The organism is Stenotrophomonas sp. SRS1 (assembly GCF_026130205.1).
GTDB lineage: Bacteria > Pseudomonadota > Gammaproteobacteria > Xanthomonadales > Xanthomonadaceae > Stenotrophomonas > Stenotrophomonas rhizophila_B.
The window spans coordinates 42,452-58,364 of record NZ_JAINFD010000001.1; the positions used below are offsets into that span (position 1 = coordinate 42,452).

At 66.8% G+C, this 15,913-nt stretch carries 11 protein-coding genes; 5 read left to right on the top strand and 6 right to left on the bottom strand.

Annotated elements, in window-relative coordinates:
- Nucleotides 1–31: 31 nt before the first annotated feature.
- A complete protein-coding gene (locus K4043_RS00215) occupies nt 32–1,108 on the bottom strand; it encodes a YeiH family protein (protein WP_265307780.1) in 1,077 nt (358 codons plus the stop codon).
- 104 nt (nt 1,109–1,212) lie between these two features.
- On the opposite strand from K4043_RS00215, the gene K4043_RS00220 reads away from it, so the two are divergent.
- Both K4043_RS00220 and K4043_RS00225 read left to right on the top strand, forming a co-directional pair.
- Nucleotides 1,213–2,109, top strand: a complete 897-nt coding sequence (locus K4043_RS00220) for a LysR family transcriptional regulator (RefSeq protein ID WP_265307781.1) — start codon at nt 1,213–1,215, stop codon at nt 2,107–2,109.
- Between the two features lie 35 nt (nt 2,110–2,144).
- On the top strand, nt 2,145–4,028 hold the full coding sequence (locus K4043_RS00225) for an ATP-binding cassette domain-containing protein (protein WP_123729046.1): 1,884 nt from the start codon (nt 2,145–2,147) through the stop codon (nt 4,026–4,028).
- A 177-nt stretch (nt 4,029–4,205) separates the two neighbouring features.
- On the opposite strand, the gene K4043_RS00230 is transcribed toward K4043_RS00225, so the two are convergent.
- Both K4043_RS00230 and K4043_RS00235 read right to left on the bottom strand, forming a co-directional pair.
- A complete protein-coding gene (locus K4043_RS00230; RefSeq protein ID WP_019183110.1) occupies nt 4,206–4,667 on the bottom strand; it encodes a cytochrome c in 462 nt (153 codons plus the stop codon).
- A gap of 8 nt (nt 4,668–4,675) precedes the next feature.
- Nucleotides 4,676–5,068 (bottom strand): c-type cytochrome, encoded by a 393-nt coding sequence (locus K4043_RS00235; RefSeq protein ID WP_259260421.1) that lies wholly within the window; start codon nt 5,066–5,068, stop codon nt 4,676–4,678.
- Nucleotides 5,069–5,272: 204 nt separating this feature from the next.
- On the opposite strand from K4043_RS00235, the gene K4043_RS00240 reads away from it, so the two are divergent.
- Genes K4043_RS00240 through K4043_RS00250 form a run of 3 tightly spaced genes read left to right on the top strand, consistent with a single transcriptional unit; the run spans nt 5,273 to nt 13,019 of the window.
- Complete coding sequence (locus K4043_RS00240; protein WP_265307782.1) at nt 5,273–6,418, top strand: efflux RND transporter periplasmic adaptor subunit; 1,146 nt, start codon at nt 5,273–5,275, stop codon at nt 6,416–6,418.
- On the top strand, nt 6,415–9,921 hold the full coding sequence (locus tag K4043_RS00245) for an efflux RND transporter permease subunit (RefSeq protein ID WP_265307783.1): 3,507 nt from the start codon (nt 6,415–6,417) through the stop codon (nt 9,919–9,921). The genes K4043_RS00240 and K4043_RS00245 overlap by 4 nt, the downstream gene beginning before the upstream one ends.
- On the top strand, nt 9,918–13,019 hold the full coding sequence (locus K4043_RS00250) for an efflux RND transporter permease subunit (protein WP_265307784.1): 3,102 nt from the start codon (nt 9,918–9,920) through the stop codon (nt 13,017–13,019). The genes K4043_RS00245 and K4043_RS00250 overlap by 4 nt, the downstream gene beginning before the upstream one ends.
- 161 nt (nt 13,020–13,180) lie before the next feature.
- Here the strand turns inward: K4043_RS00250 and K4043_RS00255 are convergent, their stop codons facing one another.
- From K4043_RS00255 to K4043_RS00265, 3 genes are read right to left on the bottom strand one after another with little or no spacing between them, the layout of a single operon-like run.
- Nucleotides 13,181–14,401 (bottom strand): TraB/GumN family protein, encoded by a 1,221-nt coding sequence (locus K4043_RS00255; RefSeq protein ID WP_265307785.1) that lies wholly within the window; start codon nt 14,399–14,401, stop codon nt 13,181–13,183.
- A 4-nt stretch (nt 14,402–14,405) separates the two neighbouring features.
- Entirely contained in the window at nt 14,406–14,936 is a 531-nt protein-coding gene (locus K4043_RS00260) for a GNAT family N-acetyltransferase (RefSeq protein WP_123729052.1), read from the bottom strand.
- A gap of 19 nt (nt 14,937–14,955) precedes the next feature.
- Entirely contained in the window at nt 14,956–15,843 is an 888-nt protein-coding gene (locus K4043_RS00265; protein WP_265307786.1) for a carbon-nitrogen hydrolase, read from the bottom strand.
- Nucleotides 15,844–15,913 lie beyond the last annotated feature (70 nt).

Sequence of the window (15,913 nt, forward strand, 5' to 3'; positions counted from 1 at the left end):
GGTAGTGTCGCAGAAGTCCGCCCGGCGTGCCTCAGCCGAGCAGCGCATGCACGCCCAGGTTGATCCCCAACCCACCCGCCAACAGCCAGCCGAACAGCAGCAGCGCCAGCAGCAGCGGCGTCATCCCGGCCTTGCGCAGCGCCGAGGCATGCGTGGTCAGACCGAGCGCGGCCATCGCCATCGCCAGCAGCACGGTGTCCAGATCGATCGCCGCGCTGACGACGGCCGCCGGCAGCACCTGCAGCGAATTGAGCCCGGCCACCGCGACGAAGCCGAACGCGAACCAGGGCACCACGATCCTGGCGCGCTGGCCGGGCGCCCCAGGCGCACCACCGCGCGCCAGCAGCATCGACAGCCCGATCAGGAACGGTGCCAGCATCATCACCCGCACCATCTTGGCGATCACGGCGGTGTCGGCCGCAGCTGCGCTCACGGCGCGGCCGGCCGCGACCACCTGCGCAACCTCGTGCACGGTCGAGCCGGTGAACACGCCGTAGGCCTGCGCGCTCATCGGGATCCAGCCGTGCGCCTGATTGAGCTGGTACAGCAACGGGTACAGGAACATCGCGAGCGTGCCGAACACCACCACGGTGGACACGGCCACGGTCACCTGTTCGGCGCGCCCGCGCACCACCGGCTCGGCCGCCATCACCGCCGCCGCCCCGCAGATAGAGCTGCCCGCGCCGATCAGCAGGGCGCTCTCCTTGTCGAGGCCGAACCATCGCGTCCCGGCCCACCAGGCCAGCGCGAACGTGCTGGTCAGCACCAGCGCATCGATCAGCACCCCGCTGATACCGACCTGGCCGATGTCCTGGAAGGTCAGGCGCAGGCCGTACAGCACGATGCCCGCCCGCAGCAGCCAGTGCTTGGAAAAGCCGACTCCGGCGTTGGCATGGGCCGCCAGCCGCGGGTAAACGGTGTTGCCCACGGCGATGCCGAGCACGATGGCCAGGGTCAGCGCGCTGATCCCGTGCGTCTGCAGCCATGGCAGCGGCGCCAGTCCCATGGCCGCAGCCGCAACGGCGCCGGTCAGCAGCAGCCCGGGCAGGCGGCCGCGCCAGCGCTGCGCGGTGGTGGGTGAGGGCAGGGCGGCGGCAAAGATGTTCACAAGGGTCTCCAGTCAACGCACAGCCATAGCCTGCGCGTCGCCGACAAACCTGTAAAACGCATTGTTCGTGTCAATTCGACCTGTTTAGTGCGTTAATTGTCGTCATGCACCTCACCCTCCGCCAATGGCAGGTTTTCGTCGCCATTGCCGACGCCGGCACCACGGCTGCGGCGGGCGCGCAGCTGGCGTTGTCGCAGTCGGCCACCAGCGCCGCGCTCAACGAACTGGAAAGCCAACTGGCCAGCCCGCTGTTCGACCGGATCGGGCGCCGGCTGGTGCTCAATCCGCAGGGGCGGGCGCTGCTGGATCCGGCCCGCGCGCTGCTGGTCGCCGCCGTCGATCTGGAGCGGCTGGCCGGCGCAGGGCAGTCCAACGCCGGCGTCTTGCCTCTGCTGCTGCGGCTCGGGGCCAGCACCACGATCGGCAACTACCTGCTGCCGTCCCGCGTCGCCGCGCTGCTGGCCGATAACCCGCAGGCGCAGGTGGACCTGCGGATCGGCAACAGCGCGGACGTGGTCGCGGCCGTACAGCGCCTGGAGGTCGATCTGGGCCTGATTGAAGGCCCGTGTCATGAAAGCGGCCTGCAGGTGCTGCCGTGGCAGCGCGATGATCTGGTCATCGTGGCCGCGCCGGGAACGACGCCCGCTCGCATGGATGTCGCGGCGCTGGCGCAGGCCCGCTGGCTGCTGCGTGAGCCGGGTTCGGGCACCCGCGAGGCGGTCGAGCAGGCGCTGCTGCCGCACCTGCATCACTTTGCCCGCGCCATGCAGCTGGGCAGCACCGAGGCGATCAAGCAGGCGGCTGCGGCCGGGCTGGGCCTGGCGTGCCTGTCGCGGCATGCGGTGGCCGATCTGCTGGCGCTGGGCAGCTTGAGCGTCGTGGAAACGCCGGTGCCGCCGATGTCGCGCCAGCTGTGGGTGGTACGCCATCCCGGCAAGCGGGTGCCCAAGGCGCTGTGGGCGCTGCTGGGGCTGCCTGCGGACGCGTTCGGTCAGGAGTAAGCGACGCGGTTGCCGCCAGACCGTACAATGGTCGGATGCCTCTGATTACTCTGCAAAACGTCGACTTCAGCGTCGGCGGCCCCCTGTTGCTGGAAAAAGCCGAACTGTCGATCGAGCCGGGCGAGCGTATCGCCCTGATCGGGCGCAACGGCGCCGGCAAATCGACCCTGCTCAAACTGCTGTCCGGCGATCACAAGCCCGATGATGGCGAAGTCCGCGTGCAGCAGGGGGTGCGCATCACCCGCCTGGAACAGGAGGTGCCGCACGGTGCCGCCGGCAGCGTGTTCGACGTGGTCGCCGATGGCCTGGGCGAACTGGGCCAGTGGCTGGCCGAGTTCCACCACCTGAGCATGGCCGACGATTTCGACGGCGATGCGCTCTCGGCCGTGCAGGCCAAGATCGATGCCGCCAACGGCTGGGGCCTGGATCAGCGCGTCAGCGAGACCCTGACCAAGCTGGACCTGGACGGCGATGCCGAATTCGCGCGCCTGTCCGGCGGCATGAAGCGCCGCGTGCTGCTGGGCCGCGCGCTGGTGTCCTCGCCGGATCTGCTGCTGCTCGACGAACCGACCAACCACCTGGACATCGAAGCCATCGACTGGCTCGAAATGTTCCTCAAGAACTGGAACGGCAGCGTGGTGTTCGTCACCCATGACCGTCGCTTCCTGCGTGCACTGGCTACCCGCATCGTCGAGATCGACCGCGGCCAGGTCACCAGCTGGCCGGGCGACTGGGCCAACTACGAACGCCGCCGCGAAGAGCGCATGAACGCACAGGCGCAGGAAAACGCGCGCTTCGACAAACTGCTCGCGCAGGAAGAAATCTGGATCCGCCAAGGCATCAAGGCCCGCCGCACCCGCGACGAAGGCCGTGTGCGCCGCCTCAAGGCAATGCGCAACGATCGCTCGCAGCGCCGCGAACTCGGCGGCAACGTGCGCATGGAAGCCGCGCAGGCGGAGAACTCCGGCAAGAAGGTGATCGACGTCAAGGACATCTCGTTCGCCTTCGGCGAGCGCGTGATGGTCAAGGACTTCAGCACCGTGATCCTGCGCGGCGACCGCATCGGCCTGATCGGGCCGAACGGCAGCGGCAAGACCACGCTGCTCAAGCTGCTGCTGGGCGACCTGCAGCCGCAGAGCGGCGAAGTACGTGCCGGTACCAACCTGCAGATCGCGTATTTCGACCAGTACCGTGCGGTGCTGCGCGAAGACTGGACCGCGATCGAGAACGTGGCCGAGGGCCGCGATTTCATCGAGTTCAACGGCAAGCGCAAGCACGTGCATGCCTACCTGCAGGACTTCCTGTTCTCGCCCGAGCGCGCCCGCGCGCCGATCACCCGGTTGTCCGGTGGTGAGCGCAACCGCCTGCTGCTGGCCAAGCTGTTCGCGCAGCCGTCCAACCTGCTGGTGATGGATGAACCGACCAACGATCTGGATGTGGAAACCCTCGAGCTGCTCGAAGAGCTGCTGAGCGATTACACCGGCACGTTGCTGCTGGTCAGCCATGACCGTGACTTCCTGGACAACGTGGTGACCTCCACGATGGTGATGGAAGGCGATGGCGTGGTCGGCGAGTACGTGGGCGGCTATACCGATTGGCAGCGCCACGCCGCACGCGTGGCCGCCGCGGCTGCGTCCGCGCCCGTGGTGTCCGCCAAGCCGGTTGCTGCGGCCGCTGCCGCTGCCGCGCCGGCCGAGCCCAAGCGCAAGCTGAGCTACAAGGACGCGCGCGAGCTGGAACAGCTGCCGCTGAAGATTGAAACGCTGGAGAAGGACGTCGAAGGCCTCACCGCCGCGATGAACGACCCGGCGTTCTATCAGCGCAGTGCGCCCGACATGGCCGCGCACAATGCGAAGCTCGCCAAGGTGCAGGCCGAGCTGGATGCCGCGTACGCGCGCTGGGAAGAGCTGGACGCCTGATCCAGCGATCGGGCAGGGGTAGCCACGCATGGCGTGGCTCTACCCCCCGAACACCGCAGCAAACGGTAGAGCCACGCCATGCGTGGCTGAACAACCGTCACGCACCGGTAGAGCCACGCCATGCGTGGCTGATGGCAGCCGACCAACGGTCGGCTCTACACGTGACGGCTCTCGCCGTCACTTCAACCCGTGCAGATCCCGCAGCTGGGTCGGCCGTGAGCCGAAATACGCGGCCAGATCGGCGATGTCCTGATCACTCAGGTCGGTCGCCTGCGGGGTCATCAGCGCGTGCTGGCGATCCCCCGCGCGGTAGGCCTGCAGGCTGTGCGCCAGGTAATCCCCGTACTGCCCACCCAGTTTCGGATAGGTCGGGTCGATCGGCTTGTTGCCGTCCGCCCCGTGGCAGTCGATGCAGCTTTGGCCGGTGGCTTTGCCCTTGACCTGGGCACGCGCCTCACCGGCGGCGATGCGGCCGGCCGGCAGGCCGGCGGAGGAGCCGGACCCGTGTTCACCACTGGCGTGGCCCGGATCGGCGGCGGAATCTGCGCTGTTCTCCACCTGTGACTGCGAACATGCAGTCATCAGCAGGGCAACGGACAGGGCGATGGCGTAACGCTGGAGTGGCGTGGCTTTCGACATGAGCGCGCTTATTTGACGGTGGACAGGTAAACAGCGAGATCGGCGATCTCCTGTTCGCTGAAACTCATCGACTGCGCCTGCATCGTCGGATGCTTGCGCTTGCCGTGGCGGTACTCGGTCAGCGCCTGGCTGAGGTACTCACGGGTCTGCCCGCCGATCTTGGGCACTTTGTAGCTGGGGTAGGCGTTCTTGTACCCGGTGATGCCGTGGCACCCCTGGCACGTGTAGGCCAGGACCCGGCCATTGTCGAACCGGCCGGTGACGGCGGCGGGCGCCGGCGCGGTGGCAGCCGGAGCGGTGGGGACGGGCACTGCTGGAGCAGGTGTTGCGGCCTGTGCGGCGGCCCCGAGGGGCAGGAGGACGGCCAGAACGAGACAAGCGGCGAGCGGCTGCGGGCGCATGATGTCCTTTTCCGATAAACGGGTCTGGTCGTTCCGGCGTGGGGTACGGAACTGGGCCGAGTATAGCCTGCCATTTCATCTAGCTGAAACCGGGCCCGGGAAGCCATCGCCGCAGGTCACCATGACCTTTGGGATATGGTGTAGTCGTGACGTGGTGCATTACTTTGCTACCACACCTGACCACGCATCCTTAGGGACACGACGATGTCGCGACATTCTTTCCTGCTCGGCCGCACCGGACGCTGTGCCGCTGCATTGCTGATCACCTCCACCCTGCTGCTGAGCGGCTGCGGTGGCGCCGGCCCCGCCGAAGCCAACGCCGCTGAAAAGGACGGCAAGGCCGAGAAGAAGGTCGATGCGGTACCGGTCGAAGCCGTTGCCGCCAGCCATCGCGCCGTCGCCGCCAGCTACACCGGCACGGCCGCACTGGAGCCCAGGGGGGAGTCGCAGGTGGTCGCCAAGACCTCCGGCGTCGCGCTGGCGGTGCTGGTTGAAGAGGGCCAGCAGGTGCGCGCGGGGCAGCCGCTGGTGCGGCTGGATCCGGACCGTGCGCGCCTGGCGGTTGCCCAGAGCGAAGCGCAGATGCGCAAGCTGGAGAACAACTACCAGCGCGCCCAGAAGCTGATCGGCCAGCAGATGGTCAGTGCCTCGGACGTCGACCAGATCAAGTACGACCTGGAGAACGCCCGCGCGCTGTACCGGCTGGCCACGCTGGAGCTCTCCTACACCACGGTGATCGCGCCGATCTCGGGGGTGATCGCCTCGCGTTCGATCAAGACCGGCAACTTCGTGCAGATCAACACACCGATCTTCCGCATCGTCGACAACTCGCGCCTGGAAGCCACGCTCAATGTCCCCGAGCGCGAGCTGGCCACGTTGCGTCCCGGCCAGCCGGTCACGCTGATCGCCGATGCGCTGCCGGGCAAGACCTTCCCGGGCACGGTGGATCGCATCTCGCCGGTGGTCGATGCCGGCAGCGGCACGTTCCGCGTGGTCAGCGGGTTCGGCGAAGATGCTGAAGGCCTGCAGCCGGGCATGTTCGGCCGCATCCGGATCGACTACGACCAACGCGCCGATGCCCTGGTCGTGCCGCGCATCGCATTGCTCGACGATGGCGAGCCGGCGGTGTTCCGCGTGCGCGAGGGCAAGGCTGCGCGCGTGCCGGTCAAGCTCGGCTATGCCGAAGGCCCGTGGGTGGAAATCCGCGAGGGTCTGGCCGCCGGTGACCAGGTGGTGACCGCCGGCAAGGTGGCGCTGCGTGACGGCACCGCGGTGCAGGTGATCGGTGCCAAGCCGGCCGCCACTGCCGTCGCCAAGCCGACACCGGCCAAGGCGGAGAGCCGTCAATGACAGCGGCCGGCAACGACCACGGCAATGATCCGCACCAGGGCGATCGCCCGGGTACCCAAGGCGGCCTGGTGGAATTCGCCACCCGCCGGCGCGTCACCATCGCGATGTTCACCGTCACGCTGATGCTGTTCGGGTTCATCGCGCTGGGCAACCTCAAGGTCAACCTGCTGCCCGACCTGAGCTACCCGACCCTGACCGTGCGCACCGAATACACCGGTGCGGCCCCGGCGGAAATCGAAACGCTGATCACCGAGCCGGTCGAGGAAGCCGTCGGCGTGGTCAAGAACCTGCGCAAGCTCAAATCCATTTCGCGTACCGGGCAGAGCGATGTGGTGCTCGAGTTCGCCTGGGGCACCAACATGGACCAGGCCAGCCTGGAGGTGCGCGACAAGATGGAAGCGCTGAACCTGCCGCTGGAGGCGAAGTCCCCGGTGCTGCTGCGCTTCAATCCGTCTACCGAGCCGATCATGCGCCTGGTGATCTCGGCGAAGACCGATCCATCCAGCGATGCCGAGGCCGTGCGCCAGCTCACCGAGCTGCGCCGCTACGCCGATGAAGATCTGAAGAAGAAACTGGAGCCGGTCACCGGCGTGGCGGCGGTCAAGGTTGGCGGCGGTCTGGAGGATGAAATCCAGGTCGACATCGACCAGCAGAAGCTGGCCCAGCTCAACCTGCCGATCGACAACGTCATCAAGCGGCTCAAGGAAGAGAACATCAACATCTCCGGCGGTCGTCTGGAGGAAGGCTCGCAGCGTTACCTGGTGCGCACCGTCAACCAGTTCGCTGATCTGGAGGACATCCGCAACCTGCTGGTGACCACCCAGAGCAGCAACGGCAGTGCCGCCGATGCAGCGATGCAGCAGATGTTCGCCATCGCCGCGTCGACCGGCTCGGATGCCGCCATCGCGGCCGCCTCGGCGGCACAGAGCGCGTCCAGCAGCAGCTCCACCAACATCGCCAATGGTGTGCCGGTACGGCTGAAAGATGTCGCCACCGTGCGCCAGGGGTACAAGGAACGCGAAGCGATCATCCGTCTGGGCGGCAAGGAAGCGGTCGAGCTGGCGATCTACAAGGAGGGCGATGCCAACACGGTCTCGACCGCCGAGGCGCTGCGTGCGCGTCTGGAGCAGATCAAGGGCCAGGTGCCCGGCGATGCCGAACTGACCACGATCGAAGACCAGTCGCGCTTCATCGAACATGCCATCAGCGACGTCAAGAAAGACGCGGTGATCGGGGGCATCCTCGCCATCCTGATCATCTTCCTGTTCCTGCGCGATGGCTGGAGCACGTTCGTGATCAGCCTGTCGCTGCCGGTCTCGATCATCACCACGTTCTTCTTCATGGGCCAGCTCGGCCTCAGCTTGAACGTGATGTCGCTCGGCGGCCTGGCGCTGGCTACCGGTCTGGTGGTGGATGACTCGATTGTGGTGCTGGAGAGCATCGCCAAGGCGCGCGAGCGTGGCCTGAGCATTCTGCAGGCCGCGATTGAAGGCACCCGCGAAGTCAGCATGGCCGTGGTCGCCTCGACCCTGACCACCATCGCGGTGTTCCTGCCGCTGGTGTTCGTGGACGGCATCGCCGGCCAGCTGTTCCGCGACCAGGCCCTTACCGTGGCGATCGCGATCGCGATCTCGCTGCTGGTCTCGATGACCCTGATCCCGATGCTGAGCTCGCTCAAAGGCCGTCCGCCGCTGGCCTTCCCGGAAGAACCCACGCATCAGCCGTGGCAGCCGGACAGCCGCTGGCTGAAGCCGGTCGCCGGCAGCCGTCGTGGCGTGGGCACGCTGGTGCGCTGGATCTGCTTCGGGATGGCCTGGTCGGTGATCCGCGTCTGGCGCGGCCTGGTGGCCGTGGTGGGTCCGGTGATGCGCAAGGCCAGCGATGTGGCGATGAAGCCCTACGCCGGTGCCGAACGTGGCTACCTCAAGCTGCTGCCGGGCGCGCTGCATCACCCGGGCAAAGTGCTGGGTCTGGCCGCGCTGGCGTTCATCGGCACGATGGCGCTGGTGCCGATGCTGGGTGCGGATCTGATCCCGCAGCTTGCGCAGGACCGCTTCGAAATGACCGCCAAGCTGCCGGCCGGCACGCCGCTGAAGCAGACCGATGCGCTGGTGCGCGAGATGCAGCTGGCCCATGCCAAGGACGACAGCATCGCCTCGCTGTACGGCGTCAGTGGCAGCGGCACCCGCCTGGATGCCAGCCCGACCGAGAGCGGTGAAAACATCGGCAAGCTGACCGTGGTCATGGCCGGTGGCGGCAACGCGCGCACCGAAGCGGCGATCACCGAGCGTCTGCGCGAATCGATGCAGCAGCACCCCGGCGTGCAGGTCGATTTCGCCCGCCCGGCGCTCTTCAGCTTCTCCACCCCGCTGGAAGTGGAACTGCGCGGCCAGGACATGGCCACGCTGGAAACCGCCGGCAAGGCGCTGGCCGCGATGCTGCGCAACAACCCGCACTACGCCGACGTCAAATCCACGGTGGAAGAGGGCTTCCCGGAGATCCAGATCCGCTTCGACCAGGAGCGCGCCGGTGCCTTGGGCCTGACCACGCGGCAGATCGCCGATGTGGTGGTCAAGAAGGTGCGCGGCGACGTGGCCACGCGCTACAGCTTCCGCGACCGCAAGATCGACGTGCTGGTGCGGGCCCAGGAAGGTGACCGGGCGAGCGTGGACAGCATCCGCCGCCTGATCGTCAATCCGGGCAGCAACCGGCCGGTGACGCTGGATTCGGTGGCCGAGGTGGTGGCCACCAACGGCCCGAGCGAGATCCATCGCGCCGACCAGACCCGCGTGGCGGTGGTCTCGGCCAACCTGCGCGACATCGACCTGGGCGGTGCGGTGCGCGAAGTGCAGGACATGGTCGCCACGCAGCCGCTGGGTGCGGGTGTGGGCATGCACATCGGTGGGCAGGGTGAGGAGCTGGCCGATTCGGCGCGCTCGCTGATCTTCGCCTTCGGCCTGGCGATCTTCCTGGTCTACCTGGTGATGGCCTCGCAGTTCGAATCGCTGCTGCACCCGTTCGTCATCCTGTTCACCATTCCGCTGGCCCTGGTTGGCGCGATCCTGGCGCTGATGCTGACCGGCAAGCCGATTTCGGTGGTGGTGTTCATCGGATTGATCCTGCTGGTGGGGTTGGTGACCAAGAACGCGATCATCCTGATCGACAAGGTCAACCAGCTGCGCGAGGCCGGTGTGCCCAAGCGCGAGGCACTGGTGGAAGGCGCACGATCCCGCCTGCGCCCGATCATCATGACCACGCTGTGCACGCTGTTCGGCTTCCTGCCGCTGGCGGTGGCCATGGGCGAGGGCGCCGAAGTGCGCGCGCCGATGGCGATCACCGTGATCGGTGGTCTGCTGGTCTCCACGCTGCTGACGCTGGTGGTGATCCCGGTGGTGTACGACCTGCTCGACCGTCGTGGCGACGCCTACTACCGCGAGCGCGGCCGCCACCTCAAGACGCGCGTGTCCGGGACGGACCCTGACGCTGCACAGGAGCCGGCATGAGCATTGCCGAGTTCTCCATCCGCCGGCCCATCACCACGATCATGTGCTTTGTATCGTTGGCGGTGGTGGGCCTGATCGCCTCGTTCCGGCTGCCGCTGGAGGCGCTGCCGGACATCTCCGCGCCGTTCCTGTTCGTGCAGGTGCCATATACCGGCTCCACCCCGGAGGAGGTCGAGCGCAACATCATCCGGCCGACCGAAGAAGCGCTGGCGACGATGACCGGGATCAAGCGCATGCGCTCCTCGGCCACCTCCGAAGGCGCCAGCATCTTCATCGAGTTCACCGACTGGGACCGCGACATCGCCATCGCCGCCTCCGATGCCCGTGAGCGTATCGATGCGATCCGCAGCGACCTGCCTGACGACCTGCAGCGTTACAACGTGTTCAAGTGGTCCAGCAGCGACGACCCGGTGCTGAAGGTGCGCCTGGCCAGCGCCACCGACCTGACCGGCGCGTACGACATGCTCGACCGCGAGTTCAAGCGGCGGATCGAGCGCATACCTGGCGTGGCGCGGGTCAACATCTCCGGCGCACCACCGAACGAGGTGGAGATCGCGATCAGTCCGGACCGGTTGACCGCGCACAACCTGAGCATCAACGAGCTCAGCGACCGCCTGCGCACGCTGAACTTCTCGATCTCGGCCGGGCAGATCGACGACAACGGCCAGCGCGTGCGGATCCAGCCGGTGGGCGAGATCACCGACCTGCAGGAACTACGCGATCTGGTGATCGATACGAAGGGCCTGCGGCTGGGCGACATCGCCGAGATCCGGCTCAAGCCCACCCGCATGAACTACGGCCGCCGCCTGGACGGCAACCCGGCCGTGGGCCTGGATATCTTCAAGGAGCGCAGCGCCAACCTGGTGGAAGTCTCGCGTGCGGCGCTGGCTGAGGTGGAGGCGATCCGCAAGCAGCCTTCGATGCGCGATGTGCAGATCAAGGTGATCGACAACCAGGGCAAGATGGTCACGTCTTCGCTGCTGGAGCTGGCCGAGGCCGGCGCGGTGGGCCTGCTGTTGTCGGTCACGGTGCTGTTCTTCTTCCTGCGCCACTGGCCGTCCACGCTGATGGTGACCCTGGCGATCCCGATCTGTTTCGTGATCACGCTGGGCTTCATGTACTTCGCCGGTGTCACCCTCAACATCCTGACCATGATGGGCCTGCTGCTGGCGGTCGGCATGCTGGTGGACAACGCCGTGGTGGTGGTGGAGAGCATCTACCAGGAACGCGAACGCATGCCCGACCAGCCACGGCTGGCCTCGATCATCGGCACCCGCAACGTGGCCATCGCGCTGAGCGCCGGCACCCTGTGCCATTGCATCGTGTTCGTGCCGAACCTGTTCGGCGAGACCAACAACATCAGCATCTTCATGTCGCAGATCGCGATCACGATCTCGGTCTCGCTGCTGGCCTCCTGGCTGGTCGCGGTGAGCCTGATCCCGATGCTGTCCGCGCGCATGCAGACGCCCAAGCTGGTGCATTCGGAGACGGGCGTGATCGCGCGCCTGCAGCGCCGCTATGCCAAGGTCCTGCAGTGGACCCTGGAGCACCGTGGCTGGAGCGTGTTCGGCATCGTGATGGTGGTGCTGATCAGCCTGGTGCCCATGAAGCTGACCAAGATCGACATGTTCGGTGGCGAGGGCGGCCACGAAGTGTTCATCGGCTACAACTGGAAGGGGGCTTACACCTTCGGGCAGATGTCCGATGAAGTGGCGCGCGTTGAACGCTACCTGGACGACAACCGCCAGGCCCTGCACATCACCCAGGTGTATTCCTGGTACAGCGAGCAGGAAGGCAGCAGCACGATCGTGACCTTCGATACCGCGCACGCCAAGAGCATGCCGGCCGTGCAGGAAGCCCTGCGCAAGGGGCTGCCGCGCTCGGCGCGTGCCGATTACGTGGTGGGCAACTCGGGTGACGGCGGCGGCAGCGGCGGTGGCAACAACCAGGTGCAGGTGCAGCTGGTCGGTGACTCGACCAAGATGCTGCAGGAGATCGGCGAGGAAGTCGTGCCGTTGCTGGCCCAGCGCAAGGAACTGCGCGATGTGCGCATCGACAACGGCGAGAAGGGCAGCGAGCTGTCCATCCATGTGGACCGCGAGCGCGCGGCCGCCTTCGGCTTCAATGCCGAGCAGGTCGCCAGTTTTGTCGGCCTGGCCCTGCGGGGCGCGCCACTGCGCGAGTTCCGCCGCGGTGACAGCGAGGTGCCGGTGTGGGTGCGTTTCGCCGGTGCCGAGCAGAGCAGCCCGGAAGATCTGGCCAGTTACACCGTGCGCACCGGTGACGGTCGTTCGGTGCCGCTGCTGAGCCTGGTGGACGTGGCGATCAAGCCCTCGGCCACTCAGATCGGTCGCACCAATCGGCAGACCACGCTGACCATCAAGGCCAACCTGGCCGAGAAGGTCACCGTGCCGGAAGGGCGCAAGGCCATGGAGGAGATGCTCAAGCCGATGAGTTTCCCGGCCGGCTACACCTTCAGCTTCGACGGCGGTGACTACGGCGACGACGACCAGGCGATGTCGCAGATGATGTTCAATCTGGTGATCGCGCTGGTGATGATCTACGTGGTGATGGCGGCCGTGTTCGAATCGCTGCTGTTCCCGGCGGCGATCATGAGCGGCGTGCTGTTCTCGATCTTCGGCGTGTTCTGGCTGTTCTGGATCACCGGCACCTCGTTCGGGATCATGTCCTTCATCGGCATCCTGGTGTTGATGGGCGTGGTGGTGAACAACGGCATCGTGATGATCGAGCACATCAACAACCTGCGCCGCCGTGGCATGGGCAGGACCCAGGCCCTGGTGGAGGGCTCACGCGAGCGCCTGCGCCCGATCATGATGACGATGGGCACCGCGATCCTGGCGATGATCCCGATCTCCCTGACCGACACCCAGCTGCTCGGCAATGGTCCGCCGTACTACCCGATGGCCCGCGCCATCGCCGGCGGCCTGGCGTTCTCCACGGTGGTCAGCCTGCTGTTCCTGCCGACCATCTACGCCATGCTCGATGACATGAGCACGGCGGTGTCACGGATCATCCGGCGCGCACGTGGCCGCGGCGTGGATGCTCCGGTGGTCGAGCCGGGTGCGGAATCGGTTTGAGGGTGCGGGGAGGCCCGTTGGGCGGGCCTCCCTTTTTTTGCGAACCGCATTCGACTGGACACAGGAGCCGGCCAGCGGCCGGCACTACCTGCGGTTCCCACATTCGTGCACAAAAAAGGCCACGCATTGCGTGGCCTTTCGATTCACAGCCGGCGCGGGAATCACCCCGCGACCTTGCCCCACACCTGGAACCCGGTCAGCCACAACCCGAGCATGCTGCCCAGGTTGGTGAGCATGAAGGTCAGCACCACGCGGGTCACCCGGTTGCGGTACCAGCCCTTGACGCTCTGCGCATCGTCGCGCAGCTTCAGGAAGTCTTCGTAGGCCGGCTTGCGCAGGCGCGCTTCCACCAGGGCCGAGAACGCGCCGGTCGGGATGCTCAGCCGGAACGGTTTGAACGGCGCGACCACGATCGCGGTCAGGATGCTCAGCGGGTGGCTGCCGGCCAACAGGCAGCCCAGGCCGGCCAGTCCGCCGGTGTACATCGCCCAGACCGCCAGCAGTTCGCTGCCGACACCCAGGCCGCCGCGGTAGAAGCCCACACCGATACCGGTCAGCACGATGGCGAGGATCGCCAGCGTGATCCAGGGAATGTTGCGCTTCTTCGGCACGTCTTCCAGCGACTCGCGCAGCGGGCCCGGCGCGTCGGTGTCGGTTTCAAGGTACCTGGCCAGACCGGCCAGATGACCGGCACCGACCACGGCCAGCACTTCGCGCTGGGCCGGATCATGCACTTCGCGCAGGCGCGTAGCCATGTAGCGGTCGCGCTCGCCGATGATGGTTTCGTACAGGGCAGGGCTCTCGCTGGCGAACTCGCCGAAGCTGGCTTCGAGCATGTCGCCCTGCTTGAGCTTCTCGATCTCGTCTTCGCCGACTTCCTCGGACGCGAACAGGCCAGCGCCCAGGCCCATCACCAGCTTGATCTTGCCGAAGAAGCCCAGGCGCTGCGAGGCACGCCGGAAGGTCAGGCCGACCTCGCGGTCGATCAGATGCACCGGCAGGTTGCGTTCGTTGGCCAGGGTGACCGCGCGCTTGAGCTCGGCACCCGGCTCGATCTCGAGCTGTTCGGCCAGGCGGCGCTGGTAGGCGGCCAAGGCCAGGTTGGCGGCAAACAGGGCGACGCGGCCCTTGCGGATCACCTCGACCAGGTCCAGCTTGGCCAGCGCATCCGGATCGGTCAGTGCCTGCAGGCGCTGCGCGTCCAGCTCGACCGCGACCGCATCGAAGCGGCCACTTTCGATCGCACGTTCCACCGCTTCCACGCTGGCCTGCGAGACGTGCGCGGTGCCCAGCAGGGTGTAGCGCACGCCATCGCGTTCGACGATGCGGACGGGCTGGCCGGCGAACAAGATGTCGCCGGCGTCAATCAGGGTATCGGTCATTGCATCATTCATTCGAAGGGGCGCTGTCGGCACCATCGCCGAGCGCGCGCTGCATCTGGACGGTATCCAGCCAGCGGCCATGCTTGCGGCCGAGGCCGCGGAAAACGCCGACGGTCTGGAAACCGAAACGCTCGTGCAGTTTGATGGAGGCGGTGTTGGTGGGCTCGCCGATGACGGCCACCATCTGCCGGTAACCGCGCGCGACGCAGGCATCGATCAGGCCCTGCATCAGCGCCGTGCCGACACCGCGGCCCTGGAATGCCGCATCCACATAGACCGAATTTTCCACGGTCCACTGGTAGGCGATCCGGCCGCGGTAGGTATTGGCGTAGGCATAGCCGGCCACCTGGCCATCGACCTCGGCCACGATGTACGGAAAGCCGCGGCCGACGATGTCCTGCATGCGGCGGCGCATTTCCGCCGCCTCCGGGATCTCGTACTCGTAGGTGTTGACGAAGTCGGTCACTTCCACCGCATAGATCGCGGTGATGGCCGCGATATCGGCATCGGTGGCATCGCGCAGGTGCACGGTCACGGTGGGGTGTCCTGGTCGGTCAGTCGATGTAGCGCTTGAGCAGATCGCCGTATGCATCGATGCGGCGGTCACGCAGGAACGGCCAGATGCGGCGGACGTGTTCGCTGCGCTGAAGGTCGACATCGCAGACCAGCACGGTCGGCTCGCCACCGGCTTCGGCGATGAACTCGCCCTGCGGGCCCAGCACGTGGCTGTTGCCCCAGAACTGGATGCCCGAGGCACCCATCGGCGAGGCCTCATGGCCGACGCGGTTGCAGCTCAGCACCGGTACGCCGTTGGCCACCGCATGGCCGCGGTGACTGAGCACCCACGCATCACGCTGGCGGCCCTGTTCGTCGCGCTGGTCGTCCGGATCCCAGCCGATCGCGGTGGGATAGAGCAGCAGCTCGGCACCGGCCAGCGCCATCAGGCGCGCCGCTTCCGGGTACCACTGGTCCCAGCACACCAGCACGCCAAGGCGACCGACCGAGGTATCGATCGGGGTGAAGCCCAGATCGCCCGGGGTGAAGTAGAACTTCTCATAGAAGCCCGGATCATCCGGGATGTGCATCTTGCGGTACTTGCCGAGCAGGGTGCCGTCTTTCTCGAAGACCACCGCGGTGTTGTGGTACAGCCCGGCAGCGCGACGCTCGAACAGCGACCCGACGATCACCACGCCATGCTTCTTGGCCAGCGCGCCCAGGCGCTCCGTGCTCGGGCCGGGGATCGGCTCGGCCAGATCGAATTCATCCACTGACTCGTGCTGGCAGAAGTACGCACCGTTGTGCAGTTCCTGCAGCAGGATCAGCTTGGCACCCTGCGCGGCCGCTTCAGCCACGCGCGCTTCGATGACGGCCAGATTGGCCTCGGCATCGCTGTGGTTGCGCTCCTGGATCAGGGCGACGGAAAGGGTGTGGCGTGAGCTCATCCGGAGACGGTCCTGCAAGGGGAAAAACGCAGTTTATCGCGGATGGGTGCACGCAGCGTGCTGGCTGCTA